Source organism: Bradyrhizobium sp. OAE829, assembly GCF_040546575.1.
In the GTDB taxonomy this organism is placed as follows: domain Bacteria; phylum Pseudomonadota; class Alphaproteobacteria; order Rhizobiales; family Xanthobacteraceae; genus Bradyrhizobium.
Genome location: NZ_JBEPOE010000001.1, coordinates 7,696,753 through 7,718,230, shown reverse-complemented (window position 1 = coordinate 7,718,230; position 21,478 = coordinate 7,696,753). Strand labels below are relative to the sequence as shown.

The 21,478-nt window shown below is 61.3% G+C and carries 20 protein-coding genes; 9 read left to right on the top strand and 11 right to left on the bottom strand.

The window, feature by feature from the left end; all coding sequences use genetic code 11:
- Positions 1–320 precede the first annotated feature (320 nt).
- Entirely contained in the window at positions 321–1,199 is an 879-nt protein-coding gene (locus ABIE49_RS36580) for a GNAT family N-acetyltransferase (protein ID WP_192734666.1), read from the top strand.
- Between the two features lie 230 nt (positions 1,200–1,429).
- Complete coding sequence (locus ABIE49_RS36575) at positions 1,430–2,143, top strand: MOSC domain-containing protein (RefSeq protein ID WP_354067159.1); 714 nt, start codon at positions 1,430–1,432, stop codon at positions 2,141–2,143.
- Positions 2,144–2,777: 634 nt separating this feature from the next.
- Here the strand turns inward: ABIE49_RS36575 and ABIE49_RS36570 are convergent.
- The 9 genes from ABIE49_RS36570 to ABIE49_RS36530 form a co-directional block, all read right to left on the bottom strand.
- Complete coding sequence (locus ABIE49_RS36570; protein ID WP_192734664.1) at positions 2,778–4,181, bottom strand: amidase; 1,404 nt, start codon at positions 4,179–4,181, stop codon at positions 2,778–2,780.
- Between the two features lie 18 nt (positions 4,182–4,199).
- Positions 4,200–4,961 (bottom strand): SDR family NAD(P)-dependent oxidoreductase, encoded by a 762-nt coding sequence (locus ABIE49_RS36565; RefSeq protein WP_192734663.1) that lies wholly within the window; start codon positions 4,959–4,961, stop codon positions 4,200–4,202.
- 76 nt (positions 4,962–5,037) lie between these two features.
- Positions 5,038–5,748: an ABC transporter ATP-binding protein gene (locus tag ABIE49_RS36560; protein WP_192734662.1), complete on the bottom strand. Its 711-nt coding sequence runs from the start codon at positions 5,746–5,748 to the stop codon at positions 5,038–5,040.
- Positions 5,738–6,457, bottom strand: a complete 720-nt coding sequence (locus tag ABIE49_RS36555) for an ABC transporter ATP-binding protein (RefSeq protein ID WP_192734661.1) — start codon at positions 6,455–6,457, stop codon at positions 5,738–5,740. The genes ABIE49_RS36560 and ABIE49_RS36555 overlap by 11 nt, the downstream gene beginning before the upstream one ends.
- A 2-nt stretch (positions 6,458–6,459) precedes the next feature.
- Positions 6,460–7,533, bottom strand: coding sequence for a branched-chain amino acid ABC transporter permease (locus ABIE49_RS36550; RefSeq protein WP_192734660.1), 1,074 nt, complete (start codon positions 7,531–7,533; stop codon positions 6,460–6,462).
- Positions 7,534–7,545: 12 nt separating this feature from the next.
- Positions 7,546–8,412, bottom strand: coding sequence for an ABC transporter permease subunit (locus ABIE49_RS36545; RefSeq protein ID WP_192734659.1), 867 nt, complete (start codon positions 8,410–8,412; stop codon positions 7,546–7,548).
- A gap of 110 nt (positions 8,413–8,522) precedes the next feature.
- Positions 8,523–9,761, bottom strand: coding sequence for an urea ABC transporter substrate-binding protein (locus ABIE49_RS36540; protein WP_192734658.1), 1,239 nt, complete (start codon positions 9,759–9,761; stop codon positions 8,523–8,525).
- A gap of 33 nt (positions 9,762–9,794) precedes the next feature.
- Positions 9,795–10,793 carry an acetamidase/formamidase family protein gene (locus ABIE49_RS36535; RefSeq protein WP_192734657.1) on the bottom strand — a complete coding sequence of 333 codons (999 nt, stop codon included), beginning with the start codon at positions 10,791–10,793 and terminating at the stop codon, positions 9,795–9,797.
- A gap of 17 nt (positions 10,794–10,810) precedes the next feature.
- Positions 10,811–12,211, bottom strand: a complete 1,401-nt coding sequence (locus tag ABIE49_RS36530; RefSeq protein WP_192734656.1) for an amidase — start codon at positions 12,209–12,211, stop codon at positions 10,811–10,813.
- A 419-nt stretch (positions 12,212–12,630) separates the two neighbouring features.
- Here ABIE49_RS36530 and ABIE49_RS36525 point away from each other — a divergent pair, with 419 nt between their 5' ends.
- On the top strand, positions 12,631–13,806 hold the full coding sequence (locus tag ABIE49_RS36525; RefSeq protein WP_192734655.1) for a transporter substrate-binding domain-containing protein: 1,176 nt from the start codon (positions 12,631–12,633) through the stop codon (positions 13,804–13,806).
- A complete protein-coding gene (locus ABIE49_RS36520) occupies positions 13,803–14,390 on the top strand; it encodes an ANTAR domain-containing response regulator (protein WP_192734654.1) in 588 nt (195 codons plus the stop codon). The genes ABIE49_RS36525 and ABIE49_RS36520 overlap by 4 nt, the downstream gene beginning before the upstream one ends.
- 5 nt (positions 14,391–14,395) lie before the next feature.
- Here ABIE49_RS36520 and ABIE49_RS36515 read toward each other — a convergent pair whose 3' ends face one another.
- Both ABIE49_RS36515 and ABIE49_RS36510 read right to left on the bottom strand, forming a co-directional pair.
- Positions 14,396–14,701 carry a putative quinol monooxygenase gene (locus tag ABIE49_RS36515; RefSeq protein WP_192734653.1) on the bottom strand — a complete coding sequence of 102 codons (306 nt, stop codon included), beginning with the start codon at positions 14,699–14,701 and terminating at the stop codon, positions 14,396–14,398.
- A 128-nt stretch (positions 14,702–14,829) separates the two neighbouring features.
- A complete protein-coding gene (locus ABIE49_RS36510; protein WP_192734652.1) occupies positions 14,830–15,465 on the bottom strand; it encodes a TetR-type transcription factor C-terminal domain-containing protein in 636 nt (211 codons plus the stop codon).
- A 244-nt stretch (positions 15,466–15,709) separates the two neighbouring features.
- Here ABIE49_RS36510 and ABIE49_RS36505 point away from each other — a divergent pair, with 244 nt between their 5' ends.
- Genes ABIE49_RS36505 through ABIE49_RS36485 form a run of 5 tightly spaced genes read left to right on the top strand, consistent with a single transcriptional unit; the run spans position 15,710 to position 21,477 of the window.
- Positions 15,710–17,023 (top strand): phytoene desaturase family protein, encoded by a 1,314-nt coding sequence (locus ABIE49_RS36505; RefSeq protein WP_192734651.1) that lies wholly within the window; start codon positions 15,710–15,712, stop codon positions 17,021–17,023.
- Positions 17,024–17,025: 2 nt separating this feature from the next.
- Positions 17,026–17,880, top strand: coding sequence for an ABC transporter ATP-binding protein (locus ABIE49_RS36500; protein WP_354067158.1), 855 nt, complete (start codon positions 17,026–17,028; stop codon positions 17,878–17,880).
- Positions 17,877–18,671 (top strand): ABC transporter ATP-binding protein, encoded by a 795-nt coding sequence (locus ABIE49_RS36495; RefSeq protein WP_192734650.1) that lies wholly within the window; start codon positions 17,877–17,879, stop codon positions 18,669–18,671. Before ABIE49_RS36500 ends, ABIE49_RS36495 begins: the two co-directional genes overlap by 4 nt.
- Complete coding sequence (locus tag ABIE49_RS36490; protein ID WP_192734649.1) at positions 18,671–20,605, top strand: AMP-dependent synthetase/ligase; 1,935 nt, start codon at positions 18,671–18,673, stop codon at positions 20,603–20,605. The genes ABIE49_RS36495 and ABIE49_RS36490 overlap by 1 nt, the downstream gene beginning before the upstream one ends.
- Positions 20,605–21,477, top strand: a complete 873-nt coding sequence (locus ABIE49_RS36485; RefSeq protein ID WP_192734648.1) for a branched-chain amino acid ABC transporter permease — start codon at positions 20,605–20,607, stop codon at positions 21,475–21,477. Before ABIE49_RS36490 ends, ABIE49_RS36485 begins: the two co-directional genes overlap by 1 nt.
- Position 21,478: the final 1 nt, after the last annotated feature.

The following is a 21,478-nucleotide window of genomic DNA, read 5'->3' as shown; positions in this document are numbered from 1 at the left end:
CATCGAGGTCCTGCCCCTTGGCCCGCGACGGTTGGAAATGCGACTGGCCTCGCAAGGATTTCTTCAACAGTCATGGCGCCGCTCTGCCCGCCCAATTCACCGGATGTCGACACCGTAACCGCAAGCAGGAGCTTTCCCTGCCGAATAGCGTTACGCTATAGACCGAAGATTTCGAAGACTGCCCCCAAACAGGCGAAATATGCTGAGTTTCCATGCGATGATGGGGAGAGACGCATCGGCCGCAGCAATGCGGCAGGAGGATCAAAAGCCACGTTATGCCGGACACTTTGGGCATTCTGCAAAGAAACGGATGAGCTGAAATGGGACGATCGGTACGTCTGAAGTCCTTTGAATTGGTCGCGCGCGACATTCGCGAGGTTGATGTGAAGCTACTCCACGCGCTCTCGATTGCGGTTGGCTGGCCGCATCGGTCGAAGGACTGGGATTTCCTGCGCCGCGCCGGTCAGGGCATCGTCGCTGTTGACGGGATCGGGCGTGTTTTCGGAAGCGCGATGTGGTTCCCGCACGGACGCGAATTCGCTACCATCGGCCTGGTAATCACATCGCCGCGCACCCAAGCACAAGGTAGTGGCCGATGGCTCATGGAACAGGTGTTCGAACGGTGTGGGAAGCGGAATTTGAGCCTGAACTCGACCGATGCCGCCTATCATCTTTATCTTTCGCTGGGCTTCAGCAAGGAAGCGGTCGTGTATCAATGGCAAGGTGAGGTCGTATCCTCGCTCCCTGCGGTGCCAGTTCTGGACGGTGAACTGAGGTCGCTGTCGGCCGAAAATCTTCAGGAGATCGCAGCGCTCGATGAGTGTGCGTTCGGAACAAGCCGCCAGAAGCTGCTTGCATTGCTTTCGGAAGGTGCGTCAATCTGCACTCTAAGCCGCGGCGGCGAGATCGTCGGCTACTCCATGAAGCGCGAGTTCGGGCGTGGTCACGTGATCGGTCCCATCGTCGCCAGCAATGATTGTGACGCGATCCATCTCACGGCCGTGCATCTCAAGGAGCTCACGGGACGGTTCGCCCGCGTCGATACGCGCGAGCAGACAGGTCTATTTGCTGACTATCTTCAGCAGAGCCGCCTCGGGATAAGCGAGACGGTCATAACCATGTCCAAGGGACGGCGATTCCTGAACCGAAAAGAAAACGAGCCGTGGGTTTACGGATTGGCCGGTCACGCGTTGAGCTGAAGCCGCGAAGCGAATAGACCGTTGGCGAAACCAAGTCAGTTAACAAGACGCCGTCGTCGCCGCGCGGAAGCAGGTCATGGCTGCGGCAGCTAGGCGAAGGGCGCGACAGAGATCGGCATCATGAGCAGGTTAATTGGCGACGAAGTATTCGCGCGGAATAGAACGGCGCACATTGCTCAATTCCTTCACTGGGGAGCGGCTGATAAGTGCCGCCTGAGGCAAGAGAGCCTATGAAGGGTAAGATCGCAGAACTCTGGCGCTATCCGGTGAGCTCCATGGCAGGCGAACAACTCGCCGTGGCGCGCGTCGACGCAGGCGGCATCGCCGGCGACCGGATCTGGGGAGTGCTCGATGAAGCAACCGGCCGCATCGCCTCCCCTGGGCGGGAAAAGCACTTCATCGGCGTGCCGCGCGCGCATGCCAGGATCGCTGATGGCGGCGTCGCCGTTTCGGTCGATGGCAAGCGTTGGGCTGGACCGGAGGACACCTCGATGCGGGCAGCCTTGTCGACGACCTTCGGTTTCAGGCCGATGCTGAAGCCGTTCGACCCCATCGGATCGGGCGGTTTCCGCCCTCGCTACGAGCACGCTCCGATCCATCTCTTGACCACGGCTGCACTGCGCAGCCTTGGCCGAGAATTGCCCGACAGCGTCATCGACACGCGCCGCTTCCGTCCGAACATTCTCGTCGACTGGCAAGATGAGGACGAGGCGATGCCTGAAAAAGACTGGATCGGCCGGGAGATCAGGATCGGAGAGGTCGTGTTGCGGGGCAAGAAGCCCTGCGGACGCTGCGGCTTTATCACGATCGAGCAGGATCGCTTGCCGCTAGACGTCGAAATCCTGCGCAGAGTGGTCCAGCGTCACGGTCGTGATTTCGGGATTTATTGCGACGTAGTGGATCCCGGGCACGTGACAGCCGGTGCGATGGTCGCCGTTGCGTAAGCTCTCGTCTAGCTAGTAGCAGCGCAATGCGTTCTCCTCGGGTGGCCAGAAGGACCGACTCGGATGATGAGCGCGGATTGCCGAACAAGATCGCACCGCTCCGGAAACATCAGCCCGCCGCCGACACCGCAGCGCGTTCAGTTCAGCCTGTTTACGTTGGTTGTCGCTAGATTTTCTTTGATCTCTCGGTGCACACATCGTGCACACGGCGCCCTCTAAGACATTGAAAAAGCTAAACTCTCGTTCCAATCCATCATGGGCGCGACGGAAAAGCGATAGTTTTGATATTTCAACAGCTTATCTTACTCTTCAATGGGATGAACAGCGAACGTGTGCACTCCAAACTAGACGAAATTGCACACGTTTGTACCCGGTTTGATGTTCTCGGTGCACACGCAGGACCCGCAATCCGCGGCGTCATTTTGGGTGGCGCGTAGAGGCATCGGCTGGCTTAAAATCGCAGTCGGCGGGCTTGGAAACGAGCTCGGTTACTCCCTTCGCAATTTCGCTTCGGAACGAGCTCTGGAAGCCGTCGTCATATTTTGGGGGCGCGAGTAAACACGACATCGATAACGGTTGGCTGCACTGCTCTGAGAAATAATAGGCCGTGCACGGTGTGCCCACGGCCAACACATCATCCGATGGGAGGCCGCCGCGTATGCCAGTCCGTCGTTGACTGGAAGGCGTGTGCGGCGCGTGCAAGCACCTCTTCGGAAAGATGGCGACCGACCAGTTGCATGCTCAGCGGCATCTGATCCAAACTCATTCCCGCCGGCAGCGTAATCGTGGGGCTGCCGCTGAAGTCGAACACGGCTGTGAATCGCAAGATGCTCAACAACACGCCTGGATCGGCGCCATATTCACCCATCTTTGCAAGCGTCGGGATCGGCATCGGCATCGTGGGGACGAGCAACAGGTCGATTTCCTCGAACAGCGCCGCCAGGCCGCCGGAGAATTTCAGTCGCTCGTGATGAATGGCCGCGATCTCAACACCGCTTACCGATCTGCCTTGTTCGATCAACTGCGCCAGGTCCGGACCGTACTCCGACTTGCGCGACGGATACGTCTCCAGGTGGGCTTCGGCTGTCTCCACCGAGCACATCGGTATCCATAGACTGACAAGTTTCTCGTAGGATGGAAATCGAACCTCACGGATTTCTGCGCCGAGATCCGCGAGGGTGCGCTCGGCTTCGAGCAGGGCCGCCACGACCTGCGGGTCTATTCCTTCCTGGGTGTAGTTTCGGTCAACGCCAATCCTGAGACCGCGCACGCCATCCCCGATCCGAGCCAGATAATTCGGCACGGGAGCCGGCAGAGCCGTTGGGTCGTTTGCATCCGCGCCCGCAATGACGCCCAGCATTGCGGCGGCATCCGCAGCACTTCGGCACATCGGTCCGACATGATCGAGCGAGTCCGCCAATGGGAAAACGCCATGCCGACTCACCCGGCCCCATGTCGGCTTGATTCCGGTCAGCCCGCAGGTCGCCGACGGAAATCTTATCGAACCGCCGGTGTCGCTGCCGATCGAACCATAGCAAAGCCCGGCAGAGGTCGCGACACCAGATCCGCTCGATGACGAGCCGACCCAGTAATTGGCGTTCCAGGGATTGAGCGGGGCCTGCTCGTCCGGATGATGGCTGGTGTAGGCACCTTCCGTCATCTTGAGCTTTCCGAGTGTGACCGCGCCGGCGCGCTCGAGCCGGTCAACGATCGTCGCATTGAACGACGGGACGAACTTCGAATGGATCTTCGTGCCGCCTGCGGTCGGCGCAAATGTCGTGTAGCACAAGTCTTTCAAGCCGATCGGTACGCCATGAAGGGGCCCGCGCCAGATGCCCTTAGCGATCTCGCTGTCGTGCTTCTTTGCCTGCGCCATCGCCCGCTCCGCCAGGACAACGGCATATCCGTGCAGGCTTCCATCGAGTTTGCCGATACGGTTCAACACCGCTTCGGTAACCTCTGATGGCAATAGCTCCCTCCGGCGAAACAGCCTGGAGAGTTCAGATATGGATTTGTAGTGCAGCTCATCCGCGGACATATCGGCACCCCGCCACGGCTAGAACTGGACGCCGCGCGTCAAGGCACCGTCCACGACAAGGTTCGTTCCCGTGATGAAACTCGCGGCACGGCTCGCAAGAAACACGACGCCGTTCGCCATCTCCTGCGGCGTGCCCATCCGGCCGGTCGGATTGAGCGCCAGCGCGGTCTTGTAGAGTTCAGGGTTATTGTCCTTGATCATGTTCCAGACCCCACCTTCGAAATAGGTGTTGCCCGGAGACACGGAATTGGCCCGTATGCCCTTGCCGGCCAACTGGTTGGCCAGGCCCTGCGTATAGTGGATGATCGCGGCCTTGAAAGTGCCGTACGGGCCGCTCGCGAAATCTACCTCCCGGCCCGAGACGCTGGAGATCGTCACGATCGCCCCCGCGGCACTTTTCTCAAGAAACGGCATCGCGGCATTCACCAGGCGCACCGTTCCCATCATATCCGTGGAGAATTCCTTCTCCCAGCTCTCCTCGTCCTGCCCGATGGAAAGCGCGCTGACATTGGCGACGACGACATCGACGCCGCCGAGCTTCGATGCCATGTCGTTCACCCAGGCCTTGAGAGCCGCACCATCGGACACATCGAGCGCGCCGCCAAAGGCCGCAGCGCTTTTTGCCTTGAGCGCCGCGACGGCGCTATCCACGTCCGCCTGATTGCGCGAGCAGATACCGACATTGGCGCCCTCGGCGACGAACGTTTCGGCGATCGCCCTGCCGATCCCCCTGGTGCTACCCGTGACGAGAACCTTGGCTCCGTTGAGTCCTAAATCCATGTTCGATTTCCTCCCTGTTTATCGGATCTCGAGCCGCTCTTGCTTTCGAGCAAGTTGCCGCCAAACGCTACTTGCGTCACAACAAGAGTTGCGCACGGACATTGTCCGCGGTCACGTCCTCCCCGGTCAGCGACCGCGTGATCTTGCCTTTTTCCATGATGTAGCATCGCTCGGCGATCGCCATGATCGTATCGAGATTCTGCTCGACAAAAACGATCGTCGTCCCAAGTTCGGTGCGGAACGATTTCAGTGCTTCACAAATGTGCTGCACGATCGACGGCTGCACGCCCTCCGACGGTTCGTCGAGAATCATCAGGCTCGGGTTTCCGATCAGCGCGCGCCCGATGGCCAGTTGCTGTTGCTCCCCTCCCGACATGGTGCCCGCGATCTGCCGCCGGCGCTCCTTCAACCGCGGAAAGTATTCGTAGACCAATTCCGGCAGCTTCTTGCCCTTCGGCCCGCCGATCAATTCGCCAACCTGCAGGTTCTCCTCGACGCTCATCTGCGGAAACACGTCCCGTCCCTGCGGGATATAGCCGAAGCCGGCACGGGCCCGGGCGTCGGCCGGCAGCTGCGTGACATCCTGGTCCATGAACGTGATCGTGCCTCGCCACGTTTCAAGGAGCCCGATCAGGCACCGCATCAATGTCGACTTGCCCACGCCGTTGCGGCCGATCACGCCAACGATTTCGCCGCGCGAGATCGTCATGCTCACGCCCTGGAGGATCGGTGTCGCGCCGTAACCCGCCCACAGCTCCGACAGTTCGAGAATCCGATCAGTGGACATGTGTCTTACCCAGGTAAATTTCGGCCACCTTCTCGTCCTGAATGATCGCCTCCAGACTTCCGCGCGCAAAGATCTTGCCGAGGTGCAACACCGTCACGCGTTGGGCAATCTGGCGCACAAACGCCATATCGTGCTCGACGACCAGAACCGTCATGCCTTCGCCATTGAGCGATTTGATCAGTTCACCGGTCCTGAACGTTTCCTCCGGCGACATGCCGGCGGTCGGCTCGTCCAGAAGCAGAAGCTGCGGTTGCAATGCCAGCGCCATCCCGATCTCGAGCCATTGCTGCTGGCCGTGCGAGAGAGCTCCGGCGAGCTTGCTGCTGTCCGGCGCCAGATTGAGAAGCGCGAGCAGCCGGTCTTCCTCAACGACCCGCTTGGCGCCTGAAAAGCGCTTCTGAAGCGCGATCTGGATATTTTGCCGGACCGGCAGCTCCTTGAAGACGCTCGGCGCCTGCATCTTGATGCTCATGCCCCGCTGCACGCGCGCAAAGGGACGCTCTTCGGTGATATCGACGGAGTCGAACAGGATCGTCCCCCTGGTTGGCGGATAAAGACCGACAATCAGCTTGAACAACGTGCTCTTGCCGGCTCCGTTGGGACCGATCAGACAGTGCACCTCGCCGACATTCACCGTCAGATCGACATCGGAAACGGCGGTCAATCCACCGAAGCGCTTTGTTACTCCTTTCACATCGACCAGCGCCATGATCAGGTCTCTTCCGGTTGCAGGCGGCTGGTGTCCGCCAGGGCGAGTTTTGAGCCGCGTCGCCGGCGCGCGCTCCATCGATCCGCTACGAACTTGCCGACACCGAGCACAAAGCCCTGCGGCGCCAGCATCACGGTGGCGAGCAGAAGGCCTCCCATCAGCACCAGCGCGGCCTGCTGGCTATAAACCGTGATGGTCTGGAAGCCGAACAGCAGCAGGAACGAGCCCACCAGCGTCGCGGTCAGATCGCTTCGTCCGGAAAATGCGACCCACACGATCGGCATGGCCGCCGCCGGCAACCCGATGCTCGATGGGGTGATGAACTGGCCCCAGGATGTATAGAGGGCACCGCTCAGGCCCGCGAGCCCGCTTCCGATGATGAATGTGAGCAATTGATATTTACGGACATCGTAACCGAGCATTTCGGCGCGCTGCGGGTTCTCGCGCGTGGCAACGATCACGTTGCCGATGCGCGAATTGACCAGCATACGCAGCGCGAGGTAAACGATGACGATCAACGCCACCATGAGGTAGTAAAGCGCGGAACCCTCGATATAGAAATCGCCGATGGCAAGCGGGTCCATGCCCTTCATGCCGTTGTAGCCGTTCAGCCGCGCCGGGCCGATGTGCCATTCCGGCCCGGCCGTCTGTCCCAGAAAGAACGCCAGCACCAGCGTCGCCGACAGCGTTACGATTCCGAAGAAGATGCCGTTGATGCCGCCCCAGATCATGAAATAGCCGAGGATGCCCGCCGCGATCATCGCAATGATGATCGACAGGATGAGTGCGGCGATCGTCGCCGACCCGCCTCCCATGTTGATGGCCAGCACGCCATAAGCATAACCGGAGATGCCGAAAAACAGCGTCTGGCCGAACGATAGCATGCCGCCATATCCCCACATCAGACAGAGACCGAGCGCCATGAAAATCCAGATCAGGAAATAGGAGAAGTTGCCGACATCATAGGAGTCCGCAAAGACCGGATAGATCAGCGCGGCTGCCAGTACGACGAGGAAACAGGACCAAAACGTCGGTCCTCTTCCCAGGGTCTGCGAACCATCAAGTAACTTGAACATCAATTCTCCCGATTAGCGGCCACGACGGACCAACACACTGGAAATGCCTTCGGGCAGGACGCGAATGATCAGGATGACGGCAAACAGCATGCCGATCTGGCCGATAATCTGCCCATAGCTCGCATTCAAGGCCATTCGAATGATTGCCAGGAACACGGCGGCCGGCGCCGTTCCGAGCAGGACATTTGCCCCGCCGACGACGACGGTGACGAAGCTCTCCACCACAAACGTAGCACCCATCGTCGGGATCAACGTCATGGTCGGTGCGTAAAGCGCGCCACAAAGACCCGCGAGCCCAGCGCCGATGCCGAAACTGATCGCATAGATGCGCCCCGTGCGAGCTCCCAGCGCCCTGGCCATTGCGGCGTTCTGCATCGTCGCGCGCGCCATCACGCCGAAGCGCGTCTTCATGAAGGTCACATAGAGACCGACCAACACGGCGACCGCGCAGGCAAACAGCACCAGGCGATACGTCGAGAACGTATAGCCGCCGATTGCGAAGCTGCCCTCCGGCGTGCCGATGCCCGTGATCGACGACCCGACGATCAGCAGCATCGATTGTGTGACGATCAGGCTGAGGCCCCAGGTCGCGAGCAGCGAATCCAGCGGCCTTTTGTAGAAGCGCCGGACCACGAGGTATTCGACGGCAACGCCGATCAATCCCGCCGTCAACGCAGCAAGCGCTTGCGCGATCGGGAGCGGCACGCCGAGCTTCACCAGTCCGACCGTCACATAGGCGCCGCACATGATGAATTCGCCGTGCGCCATATTGATGACGCCCATCATGCCGAACACGATGGCAAGACCGGCTGCAGACAGGATCAGAAACGCGAAGACGTCGGCGAACTGATAGAATACCGAGAATAGTTCAGCCGACATCCTGTCCTCCTGCCCCTTCATGGCGCCGCATCGTTGCGGCGCCCATGCAGTTCCACTTCATGACGCGAATGGGCACTCTTGCGGGAGCAAGATTCGTGCCCATCAACGTGTCACGACTTCTTGGGAAGATGACTGGGCGTGTACTGATCCTTGTCATTCTTCTTGGTGAGGTCGCAGCCGATCTCACCGAGCCAATACGGCTTGATCGTTCCGTAGTCCTTCTCGACCTTGACCTCATGCTGGGGCCCAACAGAGATCAAACGCATGCGGTGGGACGTATGCTGGCTCTTCGGGTCGATGCAAACCTGGCCTTCGGGCGCTTCGATGCAGGCTTCGCCTGTCGCGATCACCTTGCGCATATCCTCCAGCTTGATCGACTTCCCCTTCTCGACCAGCATCTTGTACATATAGAGGGTGTTGTAGGCGTTGTAGCCCATGTCGTTGATGTAGAGCTCATCGGCGAATTTCGCGCGCCAGCGCTTTTTGAAATCGTTGGCTTCGGGCGTATCGATCTCCTCGAACCAGTTCGCGGTCGCATGCATGTTGTTGAGCGCCGGCGGCTTGAACCGCTTGTGCTCGAAGCCGAGCATGACCTTGATCGACGACCCCATCGGCAGGTTGAGCTTGGCTGCGGCGGCCTGCTCGAAGAACGAGTCCTGGGCTGCGCCGACATTGATCGTCAAGATCCAGTCCGGCTTTGCCTTCTGTATGTTCTGGATCGTCTGCGCGAACTGTGAAACGCCAAGCGGAATGAATTCTTCTCCGACGACCTCGCCGCCGAGGTCCTTCATGATCTTCCGGTTCCACTCGGCCGAGATCTGACCGAAATTGTAGTCGGCGGCGATGACGTAGACCTTCTTGCCGAACTTCTCTACCATCCAGGGGATCAGCGTCGAGAACTGCTGCTCGGGCACCGCCCCCATGCTGATCATGCTGGCATCGCACACGCCGCCTTCATACTGGTTGGTATAGAAGTACGGCGTGGTCGTTCGGTCGATGATCGGCCGGATGGCCTCGCGCGAAGCAGACGTGATGCCTCCGATCAGCACGTCGACCTTGTCGCGGCTGAGAAGACGCCGCGCAAACTCCTGATAGCGGGCGTTATCGCCCTGCGGATCGAGATGGATGAGCTCGATCTGCCGTCCGAGAATGCCGCCCTTCTTGTTGATTTCCTCGACGGCAAGCTGTGAACCGCGCAGTTTCGGCATGCCCATGAACGCAAGATCGCCGGAGACGTCTTCGAGCAGGCCGATCTTCAAGGGAGGCTCGGCTGCTTGGGCGGCACCGCATGCCGCCACCCCGAGTATGGCACCGAGAAGCGCAGATCTGAGCAGATGTCCTGACTTCATAAAAGTATCCCCTTCGTTGAAAGCTGGTGGAGTTCACGCCTTGAGATAGTTTTTCAGGATCGACGCACCCATCGTGTATTTCGGGTCGACCATGTTGCCGAGCCGCATTCGCCCAGCCTGGCTGAGCAGCATGTACGCGTCGATCTCGTCGAAGCCGTAGTCCGCGCTCATCCATCGCGTGAGTTCGCGATAGGCGATGCGCGCCGCATCCTCGAGCGGGCGTGCGCTGCCGATCGTCATGATGAAGTCGCGGGTCTCCAGACGCGGCCAGGCGAAGCTCCAGTTCTTGATCAGATCGACCTGGAGTGTGACCGTCGCGCGCTGCTCAAGCGCCACACCGGAGAGTTCGCCGTCACCCTGTGTTGCATGGCAGTCACCGACGTAGAGAAGCCCGCCCTCGGTATGCACGGGCAGATAAAGAACGGCCCCGGGGCCGACGTCGGGCAGGTCCATGTTGCCGCCGTGATAGTCCGGCTGCAGGGAGGAGATCGCCTCGATCTCGGGCGACACCCCAATCGTGCCAATGAACGGCTCGTAGGGCAGCGTGATCTTGTCGCTCCATCGCACGCCGTTCCTGTCGACATGCAGCTTGCGGACACGTTCGGGCAGCGGCGGATTCAGCATCGCCGTGGAACTGGTCCCGACCAGCCCGCCGAACTCGGGGATGATGCAGGTCGTTCCGGCCGGTTGTTCGCCGCGCGTCTCGACGTCGCGGATATAAACCGCGAGGCAATCGCCCTTTTTTGCGCCCTTGACCGCAATCGGACCGCATTGCGGATTGAGGTACGGAAAGTTCAACTTCGCGGTGGGGCTGTCGCTCTCGCTCGTGAGCGCACCGCCGAACGCATCCTCGGTTTCGACCACGACGACGCCGCCGGGATCGATCGACAAGGTCGGCTTCGCGTAGGGCCCGTAGACGTAGTGAAAGTTTCCCTGCTCCTCGATCGTCAGGCTATGCCGTGCGCCAGCCACACCCTTGGCGACGGCTCGCTTCGCCATGATGGAACTCGTCAACCAATCTTCTGCTGTCATGCGAACGGTTCCTTTGATCAGAGCGCGGGATGGCGGGTGTGCCAATCGGTGACGCGCTGGAACGCGTCGCCGGCTCGGACGAGACCCGCTTCATCGAAGTGGCGGCCAACGAACTGGAACGCGACAGGACCACCACCTGGCGCGAAGCCGCCCGGAAGCGTGATGGTCGGGCTTCCGGTCATGTCGAACGGACAGGTAAAGCGCAGCAATCCGGCAATCAGCGACGCGTCTTCGCCAAGCGCAGCCATCTTGGCGAGCGTCGGGGCGGCGAAGGCCTGGGCTGGTACGGCGATGAAATCTACCGTCTCGAACAGTATCCGCACTGCGCCGCGAAACGCCTCGCGCCGCAGCACGATCTTCTGATAATCGGCGCCGGATTGCGCAAGGCCAAGGTCGAGCAGTCCCGCAAGTCCGGGGCCATATTCGTCCTTGCGCGACGGATAGGTCGCCTCGTGCGCCACCGCCGCCTCGATGCCGCAAAGCGGGAACCAGTCATCGATGACGGCCTTGGAGTCCGGGAAAGTGACCTCAATGATCTTCGCACCAAGCTCGGCCGCAGCCCGCAAGCCTTCGCTCAAGACCTTGCTTGCGGCCTCGTCGGTGCCTTCGCTGGTCCAGCGCCGATCGACGCCGATCGTAACTCCCCGCAGATTGCCCGGCAGGCCTGCGAGATAGTCCGGCACGGGCAACGGCACTGCCGTGGTATCCTTGGCATCCTGGCCTGCGATTACCCCAAGCATTGCACCGCAATCGACCGCATTGCGGGCCATCGGCCCGATATGATCCAGCGTTGCCGCGAGTTCGAATGCGCCGTAGCGGCTGACCCGTCCCCAGGTTGGCTTCAGCCCCGTGATGCCGTTGGCCGCCGAAGGAAACCTGATCGATCCACCGGTGTCGGTTCCAAGAGATCCGAAACAAAGGCCGGCCGCTGTCGCAGAACCTGAGCCGCTCGAGGATGCGCCCGTCCACAATTCCGCGTTCCACGGATTCTTCGGCGGATCGATTTTGGGGTGGTGATCGGCGTAGGCGCCTTCGGTCTGCTGCAACTTGCCGAGGATGACCGCGCCCGCATCCTTCAGACGCGCGACGACCGTGGCATCCTCGTCGGGGCGGAAGCCGCGATGGATGGTCATGCCATGCGCGGCCGGTGCACCCTTGACCCAACACAGATCCTTGATCGCGACCGGCACGCCGTGCAGCGGCCCCTTGATCTTGCCGGCCGCGATTTCCTTTTCGGCAACAGCCGCCTCCGCAAGCGCGGAATCAGCCATGACATAAGCGTAGCTTTTGAGCTTGCCATCGAGCCGCTCGATCCGGCCGAGCATCGCCTTCGTCACCTCAACCGGCGACAGCTTCTTCGCGTGTATCTGCTGCCCGACCTCGACCAACCCGAGGTAACAAAGATCTGTCGCTGGCATGGCCTGTCGTCCCCCACCCGTGGTGTCCCGCGCATCCACGGCCCGATTACCGTGCATGCGTCACCGGCTTGACGACACGCATGCATCGCCAACTTCCTTTGCGGCAAAAGAAAAAGAGCCACCCGCCCCTCAGAATGAGGTGACGAATGGCTCTGATGCCGCGGCTATGATCTATCGCATGGACCCTGGATCGAACGGAGCACCGAAAGCAGGGATCGGGACGTCATCGGCCCGATCAAAGCAAGCAAGGTTCGACAGGAAGCCCTGTGGAAGAAAGTCTAAGTTCCTGCCCTGCACATTGTCAACGAGCGAGGATGCACAAATTTCGCAGGCCTCATGCGCAGCAAATAAGCAAGACTTCCTGCACTGGCATCGGCGATGATAAGTTCCTCAAGGCGTCGCTCCGTCGAAAGTCATCAATGACCAAGCCATCGGTTCCAGTTGGCATCATATGTTCGCAGTCCGGCCCCTACCACGCCATGGGGCGCGAGATCCTCAAGAGCGCCCTGATGGCGGTCGACGAGATCAACAATCACCCTGATTTCGATTTCTCGCTCACGGCGCATGTGCGCGATCCCCGCGGCGTCATTTCTGAGTATCACACGGTTTGTGACGACCTGATACGCAATACCGGCGTCGAGCACATCATCGGCTGCTATACGTCGGCGTCGCGCAAGCAGGTGCTGCCGATCGTCGAACGCACAGATCGCCTGCTCTGGTATCCCGCGCGTTATGAAGGATTCGAGTGTTCCGACAATGTCATCTATGTCGGAGCGTCCCCCAACCACAACGTCCTGCCGCTTGTGCGGTACATGCTCGACAACATATCGCGGCACGTCTTCTGCGTCGGATCCAACTATGTCTGGACATGGGAGACCAATCGCGTCACGCGCGAACTGGTGACGGCGGCACAGGGAAGCATTCTTGCGGAACGGTTGCTGGAGCTGGGCGAAGGCGCGGTCGAGCACATCGTCGACGAAATCGTGCGCCGCAAGCCGCCCGTAGTCTTCAACACGCTGGTCGGCAGTTCGAGCTATGATTTCATCCGCGCGTTTCACGCCGCCACCACTGCAGCCCGCCTCGAAATTCCGATGCTGAGCTGCAGCCTTTGCGAACCGGAACTCAAGATCGTCGGACCTGCATCTGCCGGATGTATCACGTCATCGGCCTATTTCGAGAGCATCCAACTGCCCGAGAACCGGGCTTTCGTCCAGCGCTGGAAAGCGCGCTACGGTGAAGCAAGCAGCCCCTCCGTCGACGGGCAATCCGCCTATGTCGCGGTCTACCTGCTGGCGCGCGCGCTCAGTCGGGCTGGCACCTCCAGCATCGGTGAAGTCCGGCGTGCGGCCGCAGGCTATCGTTATAACTCACCGCAAGGGCCGGTCTGGATCGACGGTGACAACAACCATTGCGTCCTTACGCCGCGGCTGGCCGTCTCCAACGCGCAAGGACAGTTTGATCTCTTCTGGGAAGCAGACGCGCCGGTCAAGCCGGATCCCTATTTGACGCAGCTCGATGTCGCCGCCGGACCTGCTCGCGAAACATCAAGGGCCGAAGCTTCGCCGATTGCGCCTCACTTGCGGGTGGTGAAATGAGTAAGCCTTCTTCATTCTCCCTCCGCGGGCGCAGAGCGCTGGTCGCCGTCAAGGACGAACGTGACCTGTCGATCGTCAGGCGACAGTTCGAACGCCTGGGTATCGACATCTTTACATGGGAAACGGGTGACGCCCTCGAATGCCGCCCGGACGTGGCGCTGATCGACGATGAATTCCTGCCGCTCGCCTCACCCGCGCAACGGGCCTTGCCCGGACGATGCCCCGTCATCGCCCTGCTAGGCACGGAGACGCCAAGCCGGTTGAAACTGGTGCTGGAACTCGACCCGGCGTCGTTTCTCGTCAAACCGCTGCGGTCCGCAGGCATCTACGCCGCGCTGGTCTTGGCATTCGAGCGGGCCGAACGTACCAACGAGCTGAAGCAGCAAGTCGTCAAGCTGGAAGAGCGCCTTCGCTCGCGTCGAGTCGTACTCGCTGCCGTGCTTCAGGTGATGCATTCGCACGCCGTCGCCGAACCGGCCGCTTTTGCGCTGATCCGGCGAGCCGCCATGGAGCATCGCAAGACAATCGAGCAGATGTCCGCCGAGATCGCGGCAAACGGCAGCTTACCCCGCGCGACCGGATAGGTTCATCAGTCGCTGGATTTGGCGGAACGTTCCGTACAGGTCACGAGCGTCACGTCGCCGTCGATCATGGGCTTGGCGATGCCGAAGAAGCGCGCGACGGCATCGGAATTGTTGTGCCGGTCCATCGCCGCTCGATCCAGGTAGCGCTCGTAGGTCGTGAACACACGCGGATCCGTTGCATCCTGCGACACATAGTACCCGATCGTCGCCGGCTCATTTGCTCGCACGCTACTGACAACATCGAGCAGCGCCTCAAGCATGGCGGCCTCGCAGCCCTGCTTGACCCGGATAATCGCGGTGATGGTCAACATCTCGCCTCTCCGTGCATGATGGCGGTGCCTGATCAACTTCTAGCTTGCACCCCATCGAATGCCAACCGTCGCGAAGCAGATGGGTCCATGCCAAGCGGCTGGATACCCACCGAGTAACGCGCCCAAAGCTAAGCCTTCTCTCGCCGGTTCGTCGTGACGGCCTTCGCAGCTCCTCCCGGCGCGAACCCATGCAAGAACAATTCGACGGCCATATCCGCAAATTCCTGCGGACCGATCGCGCCCTTGGGATCGTACCAAGTGTAGGTGAAGTTGATGATGCCGAACAGGATCATCGTGTAGATCTTCTTGGTGCGCTTGACGACCCGCCCCTCGGCATCGAGCCTGAGCAGAAGATCGGTGACGATATCGACCAGCTGCCGCTCGAGATCCTTGATGATCTTCTGCTCATCCACGCTCAGAAACGACAGATCGTGAATCAGTACGCGCTGCTCGTATGGCGATTTGGCATTGACTTCGACAATCGCGCGAATGACGTTCTGAAACTGCGTCAGGGTCGGGCCGCCGGCCGCGACGGCCGTTTCGACGTGCTCGATCATTTCCCGTATATGGGCGTCCAGGATTGCGAACAGGATCGCTTCCTTGGAGTCGAAATAGTGATAGAGCGCGCCGCGCGACAGCTTGCAGGCGTCCGCAAGGTCGGCAATCGAGGCGCGCATATAGCCCTGCGCCGAAAACAGCCGGGCGGCATTGGTCAATATGCCGAGATGGATGCCGTCGTAATTTTCAGAGCGTGTTCGCGCCATCGGATATTGCCCGCTTCCATTCAGCTTTAGCTCGTATTCCCAAGGGGCATGCTTAGCTGATTCAGCGGCCCTTTTTTACTTTCTCGAAGCTTCGGCCGGCCCGCCGGTCCTGCACGGGCCTGCGGCCGATCGACCACTTCCCCCTTATCGCAAAAAATTGTTTGAACGGCCAGTCGGATTATAATAGAATGACCCAAATCCAGGACAGCCCGGATCAACCGGGCAGCGCGCTTTGGGAGGTGGAATGACGGTCGTTCGTGCGGATGCTGTCGTGATCGGGGCCGGTGCCGGCGGGCTTTGCGCCGCGGCTCGCCTGTCCCATGCCGGGCTCCATACCCTCGTCGTTGACGACAAGGAGCGGATCGGCGGGCGCGCCTCGACCGAAGAGATCGACGGTTTTACGGTCAATATCGGCGCCATCGCGATCGAACTCGGCGGGGTCTTCGAGGAGACTTTCAATACCGTCGGCGCGCCGCTCGATATCCGCACGCCCGAGCCCGCCAGTTCCTTCTTCATCGACGGCAAGCTGATCGATGTCGGTCGCGGCGGCTGGTCGCTGCTGCTGGGGCAACTGACCAAGCAGGCTTCGCGCATCCTGGAGAAATTCGCCGACGCCCGCTCCGGCAACCTACCCGATGGGCGGCAATCGACCGAGGACTGGCTCAAAAGCTACACCAGCAATGCCTCGGTGCACGCGATCTTCCGCAATCTCTGCGCTGCGATCTTCGCCTGCAACGCCAATGAACTGCCGGCCCGCGCCTTCCTGACCTATTTCACCAGCAAGGGCGCCTTCAAGCGTTTTGGATTTTGCCCGCAAGGCACGATCGGCGTCTGGAACGCGCTCGCAACCGCGATTAAACGCAATGGCGACATCTGGTCGTCGACTCCGGCGGTGCAGATCCACACCACCGATGGTCGCGTCGACGGCGTCACCGTCGTTCGCGACGGCCAGAGGGTGCGGATCGAAACTGATCTCGTCATCAGCAATGCCGGCCCCAAGACCACCGTCGTACTCGCGGGCGAAGCCGCCTTCCCGCCCGGCTATGTCGAGCAAGTGCGCACCGGCCTCAAGCCGGCTGCCAACATCGTCATCAATATCGCCAGCCGCGAGCCACTGATCTCCCATCCCGGCATCGTGACCTTCGGCAAGACGCGGCGGCTCTGCAACATGGCCAACCTCACCGCAACCTGCCCCGAACTGGCGCCATCAGGCTGGCATCTCTATGTCGCCTACGCCGTGCCGATCCCGGCGCTCGGCGATTTCGACTCCGACGCCGAGGTCGAACTGGCGCTGACGGATCTGCGCGAACAATTCCCGAATTTTGCACAAGCCAAAATCCTGTCGACCCGAGTGATGCGCGACGACTGGCCGGCCCAGCGCAGCTGCGCCGGTTACGATTTGCCGCGTGAGACGGGTATCAAGGGCCTGTGGTGCGTCGGCGACGCGGTCAAGCAATACGGCAATGGCGGCACCCAGGCCTGCGCCGAAACCGCAAAGATCGTCACCGACGCCATCCTGGCACAGCGGCCGCGCGTGCCGCAGCCGAGCCGGGCCTGAAGATGCCGACAACGATCCCGACGCAGGCCAATATCGGCGGTGCGCAGGCCGCGCCCGATCCGTCATGCCTGCTCGAATTCCGCAACATCCGCATCGTCTATGACAACGCCATCGAGGCGATCCGCGACGTCAGCATTGCCGTGCCTGAAGGCGGCATCGTCGCCCTGCTCGGCTCCAACGGCGCCGGCAAGTCGACGCTATTGAAGGCGATGTCCGGCATTCTCTACACCGAGGAAGGCGTGATCGAGAACGGCTCGATCCGCTTCCGCAACGAGGAAATCCATCGCCTCGCCCCTGATGAACTGGTCCGGCGCGGCATCGTTCAGGTTCCGGAAGGCCGCCGGGTGTTTCCGGCGCTGACCATCGACGAAAATCTGCAGATGGGCGGCTACACCAAGACCGCAGCCGAAGCCCGCGAGCGCCGCGAAAAAGTATTCGCGCTGTTTCCGCGGCTGTTCGAGCGGCGCGACCAGATCGCCGGCTACATGTCCGGCGGCGAGCAGCAGATGCTCGCCATCGGCCGTGCCCTGATGACCGATCCGGTGCTGCTGGCGCTCGACGAACCGTCGCTGGGTCTCGCGCCCCTCATCATCGACCGCATCTACGAGGTGATCGCAAAACTGCGTGACGAGATGAAGATGACGGTGCTGCTGGTCGAACAGAACGCGCAGCGCGCGCTCGATATCGCCGACTACGCCTACATCCTGGAAACCGGGCGCGTCGTGCTCGACGGCACCGCGCAGAAGCTGGCGTCGAATGAGGACGTGCAGGAATTCTATCTCGGCGTCTCCAATTCGGGGCGCAAGAGCCTGCGCGACGTCAAGCACTACAAGCGGCGCAAGAGGTGGCTGTCGTGACCGCCCTGCTCAGCGTCCAGAACCTCAGCAAGAGCTTCGGCGGCCTCAAGGCCGTCGCCGATGTCAGCCTTACCGTGACAACGGGTGAAATCTGCAGCGTGATCGGCCCGAACGGCGCCGGCAAGACCACGCTGTTCAACATGATCTCCGGCGTGCTGCGGCCAAGCGGCGGCCGCATCCTGTTTGGCGGCGTCGACCTTGCGACCGTCTCGCCCTCGCGCTTCGCCGCGATCGGCATCGGGCGGACCTTTCAGAACCTGGCGCTGTTCAAGCACGGCACCGTGGTCGAGAATATCCTGACCGGCCGGCACACCCATCTGCGCTCCAACGTGCTCGATGCCGTGATCTTCTTCGGCCGCACCCGCCGCGAGGAGATCGAGGCCCGCCAGCGCGTCGAGCACATCGTCGAATTCCTCGAGATCGAACCCATCCGCGACGCCGTCGTCGGCACGCTGTCCTACGGCCAGCAGAAGCGGGTCGAACTGGCGCGGGCGCTCGCTTGCGAGCCGAAACTGCTGCTGCTCGATGAAATGGTCTCGGGCATGAACCAGGAAGAGACCGAGGATATCGCCCGCTTCGTGCTCGATATCCGCGACCAGCTTGGCATCACCGTGTTGATGATCGAACACGAGATGCGGATCGTGATGGACATCTCCGACCGCGTTCATGTCCTGAATTTCGGCCGCAAGATCGCGGAAGGCACGCCCGCCGAAGTGCGGCGCGATCCGGCCGTCACGGAAGCCTATCTCGGCGGCCACCGCGCGGAAACCGCAGCCGGGGTACACGCGTGATGTCGGTGATCGAAAGCCTGCGAACCGAACATGCCGCGACGCCATCAAATCCGGCGCGCGCGTCGTCCGCACACGATGCCGGATCGCTGCAGACTGCCCTGAAAACCGCCGCGATCACCATTCCGCAATTACTGCGCCAGCGCGCCGCGATGCACGGCGACGCGCTCGCGCTGCGCGAAAAGGAATACGGCATCTGGAATCCCTATTCCTGGAGCCATTATTACGAGACGGCGCGTTCGGTCGCCCTCGGACTTCTTGCCCTTGGCCTCAAGCCCGGCGACCGCGTCGCCATCGCCGGCGAGAACACGCCGGAATGGTTTTACGCCGATCTCGGCGTCCAGATGATCGGTGCGGTCGCGGTCGGCATCTACCCGACCAATCCCTGGGTCGAGCTGCAATATATCGTGCGCCACTCCGGCGCGCGGGTGGTCATCTCAGGCGACCAGGAGCAGACCGACAAGGTGCTGGACGCGTTGGCCAACAATGGCGGCCTGCCGGCGCTCGAGGCCGTCGTCTGCATTGACATGAAGGGCCTTCGGCAGTACCGGCAATCGCAGCTGATGTCGTTCGACACGCTGTGTCAGCGCGGCCGGGCCTATGCTCTGGAAAACCCCGAAGCCAACGCGACGCTCGATCGGCTGATTTCGCAAGCCTCCCCCGACGACGTCTCGATCCTGGTCTATACGTCGGGCACCACAGGCCCGCCCAAGGGCGCAATGCTGACGCATCGCAATCTGGTCTATGCCGCCTACATATACGCCGACGCGGTCGGGATAGCAGACAAGCCGTTCGAGGCGGTGAGCTATTTGCCGCTGTGTCATGTCGCCGAGCGTTGCTATGGCGAGGTGACGCATCTGGTGCTCGGCGGTGCCGTCAGCTTTGCCGAATCGATCGATACCGTCGCGCTCAACATCCGCGAGATCGCGCCGACCTTCTTCGTCGGTGTTCCCCGCATCTACGAAAAGCTGCAACAGGGCTTCCTGTTCCGGCTCGGCGAAAGCGGCCAGTTGCGCCAGCACTTCGTCAAAGCCTGTATGGCCTGGGGCCGCAAGCTGTCGGATCGCCGGCAGGCCGGGACCACAAATTGGTTCGACCACCTCGGCTACGCGCTGCTCTACGTCCTGCTGTTCCGCAATATCCAGCGTCATCTCGGCTTTGCCCGCAGCCGTCATCGCCTCTGCGCCGGCGCGTCGATTTCGCCGGAGACGCTGCGCTTCTTCGACATCGTCGGCCGCCCGGTGTCGCAAGGGTACGGCCTAACCGAAAGCGGCGGCGTTGCCTTCATCCAGACCGGCAGCCATCACCGGCTCGGCGGTTGCGGTCTCCCCTTGCTTCATACCGAATGGAAGCTCGACGTCGACGGCGAGATCCTGCTGCGCAATCCCGGCGTGTTCAAAGGCTATTTCCTCGACGAAAAAGCGTCCGCCGCGACGCTCGATGCCGCCGGCTGGCTGCGCACCGGCGACATCGTCGAAATCATGGACAATGGCGAGATCACCGTGGTCGACCGCAAAAAGGCGATCATCATCACCGCCGGCGGCAAGAACATCGCGCCCTCCGAGATCGAGAATGCGCTCAAGGACTATGAGTTCATCAAGGAAGCGATCGTGGTTGGCGAGGCCAGGAAATACCTCGGCGCCATCATCCAGGTCGACTTCGACAATGTCGGCCGCTGGGCGCGCGACAAGGCGCTGGCCTACACCAATTACAAGTCGCTGTCGCAACTGCCCGAAGTGCATGACCTCGTCGAGCGCATCGTGGGCGAGACCAACAAGCGCTTTGCCCGCGTCGAGAACATCCGCCGCTTTGCGATCCTCGAGAAAGAACTCGATCATGACGACGGCGAGCTCACCGCCACGCAGAAGGTTCGCCGCGCCATGATCGAGAAGAAGTTCGCGCGCGAACTCGCCATCATCTACCCGGCGGAGGTCTGATGCAGTATTTCATGCAGCTCGTGATATCGGGCCTGGCGATCGGCGCCATCTATGGCCTGATCGCGATGGGCTTTGCGGTGATCTACAAATCCACCGGCCTGGTCAATTTCGCGCAGGGCGAGATGACCATGATCACAGCCTATATCGCCTGGACCATCTCGACCACGGTCAGCGGCAATATGTTCGTCGTCGCGATCGGCGCGATCCTTGCCGCCGTCGTGCTCGGCCTGATCATCGAGCGGGTGGTGATGCGGCCGATGCTGGGCGAGCCGGTGTTCGCCACCGTGATGGTGACCATTGGCCTTGCCGTGATCCTGCGCTCGTCGATTAATTTCATCTGGGACGCCTACCCGCACGGCCTCGATGTCGGCTTCGGCCGCACCATCGTGCGGATCGGGTCGATCGGCGCGCGGACTGGACAGATTGCGGTCATCGTCACACTTCTGGCGCTGCTGGCGGCAATCTGGGCGTTCTTCCGCTACAGCAAGGTCGGCGTCGCGATGCGCGCGGTGGCCGCCGACGATCGTACCGCACTCCTGATGGGCATCAGCGCGACCAAAGTCCATGCGCTGGCCTGGGCGGCCTCCTCCGTGATCGCCGGGATCGGCGGGGTATTCTTTGCGCTGTCCTACGACCTGTCACCGGCGATGTTCCAGCTCGGGCTGAAGGCGTTTCCGGCCACCATCTTGGGCGGCCTCGACGCTGTGCTTGGATCCGGCCTCGGCGGCCTCCTGATCGGCATCACCGAGAATCTCGCTGGCGGCTATCTCGGCTCCGGCATGAAGGAGGTCGCGGGCTTTGCCATGATCATCGTGGTGCTGATGGTCCGCCCGTTCGGCATCTTCGGCGAACGCGACATCGAGAGGGTTTAGC

Coding starts and splice junctions, on each gene's coding strand:
- ABIE49_RS36580 (WP_192734666.1), top strand. CDS start 321: ATGGGACGATCGGTACGTCTGAAGTCCTTTGAATTGGTCGCGCGCGAC.
- ABIE49_RS36575 (WP_354067159.1), top strand. CDS start 1,430: ATGAAGGGTAAGATCGCAGAACTCTGGCGCTATCCGGTGAGCTCCATG.
- ABIE49_RS36570 (WP_192734664.1), bottom strand. CDS start 4,181: ATGTCCGCGGATGAGCTGCACTACAAATCCATATCTGAACTCTCCAGG.
- ABIE49_RS36565 (WP_192734663.1), bottom strand. CDS start 4,961: ATGGATTTAGGACTCAACGGAGCCAAGGTTCTCGTCACGGGTAGCACC.
- ABIE49_RS36560 (WP_192734662.1), bottom strand. CDS start 5,748: ATGTCCACTGATCGGATTCTCGAACTGTCGGAGCTGTGGGCGGGTTAC.
- ABIE49_RS36555 (WP_192734661.1), bottom strand. CDS start 6,457: ATGGCGCTGGTCGATGTGAAAGGAGTAACAAAGCGCTTCGGTGGATTG.
- ABIE49_RS36550 (WP_192734660.1), bottom strand. CDS start 7,533: ATGTTCAAGTTACTTGATGGTTCGCAGACCCTGGGAAGAGGACCGACG.
- ABIE49_RS36545 (WP_192734659.1), bottom strand. CDS start 8,412: ATGTCGGCTGAACTATTCTCGGTATTCTATCAGTTCGCCGACGTCTTC.
- ABIE49_RS36540 (WP_192734658.1), bottom strand. CDS start 9,761: ATGAAGTCAGGACATCTGCTCAGATCTGCGCTTCTCGGTGCCATACTC.
- ABIE49_RS36535 (WP_192734657.1), bottom strand. CDS start 10,793: ATGACAGCAGAAGATTGGTTGACGAGTTCCATCATGGCGAAGCGAGCC.
- ABIE49_RS36530 (WP_192734656.1), bottom strand. CDS start 12,211: ATGCCAGCGACAGATCTTTGTTACCTCGGGTTGGTCGAGGTCGGGCAG.
- ABIE49_RS36525 (WP_192734655.1), top strand. CDS start 12,631: ATGACCAAGCCATCGGTTCCAGTTGGCATCATATGTTCGCAGTCCGGC.
- ABIE49_RS36520 (WP_192734654.1), top strand. CDS start 13,803: ATGAGTAAGCCTTCTTCATTCTCCCTCCGCGGGCGCAGAGCGCTGGTC.
- ABIE49_RS36515 (WP_192734653.1), bottom strand. CDS start 14,701: ATGTTGACCATCACCGCGATTATCCGGGTCAAGCAGGGCTGCGAGGCC.
- ABIE49_RS36510 (WP_192734652.1), bottom strand. CDS start 15,465: ATGGCGCGAACACGCTCTGAAAATTACGACGGCATCCATCTCGGCATA.
- ABIE49_RS36505 (WP_192734651.1), top strand. CDS start 15,710: ATGACGGTCGTTCGTGCGGATGCTGTCGTGATCGGGGCCGGTGCCGGC.
- ABIE49_RS36500 (WP_354067158.1), top strand. CDS start 17,026: ATGCCGACAACGATCCCGACGCAGGCCAATATCGGCGGTGCGCAGGCC.
- ABIE49_RS36490 (WP_192734649.1), top strand. CDS start 18,671: ATGTCGGTGATCGAAAGCCTGCGAACCGAACATGCCGCGACGCCATCA.
- ABIE49_RS36485 (WP_192734648.1), top strand. CDS start 20,605: ATGCAGTATTTCATGCAGCTCGTGATATCGGGCCTGGCGATCGGCGCC.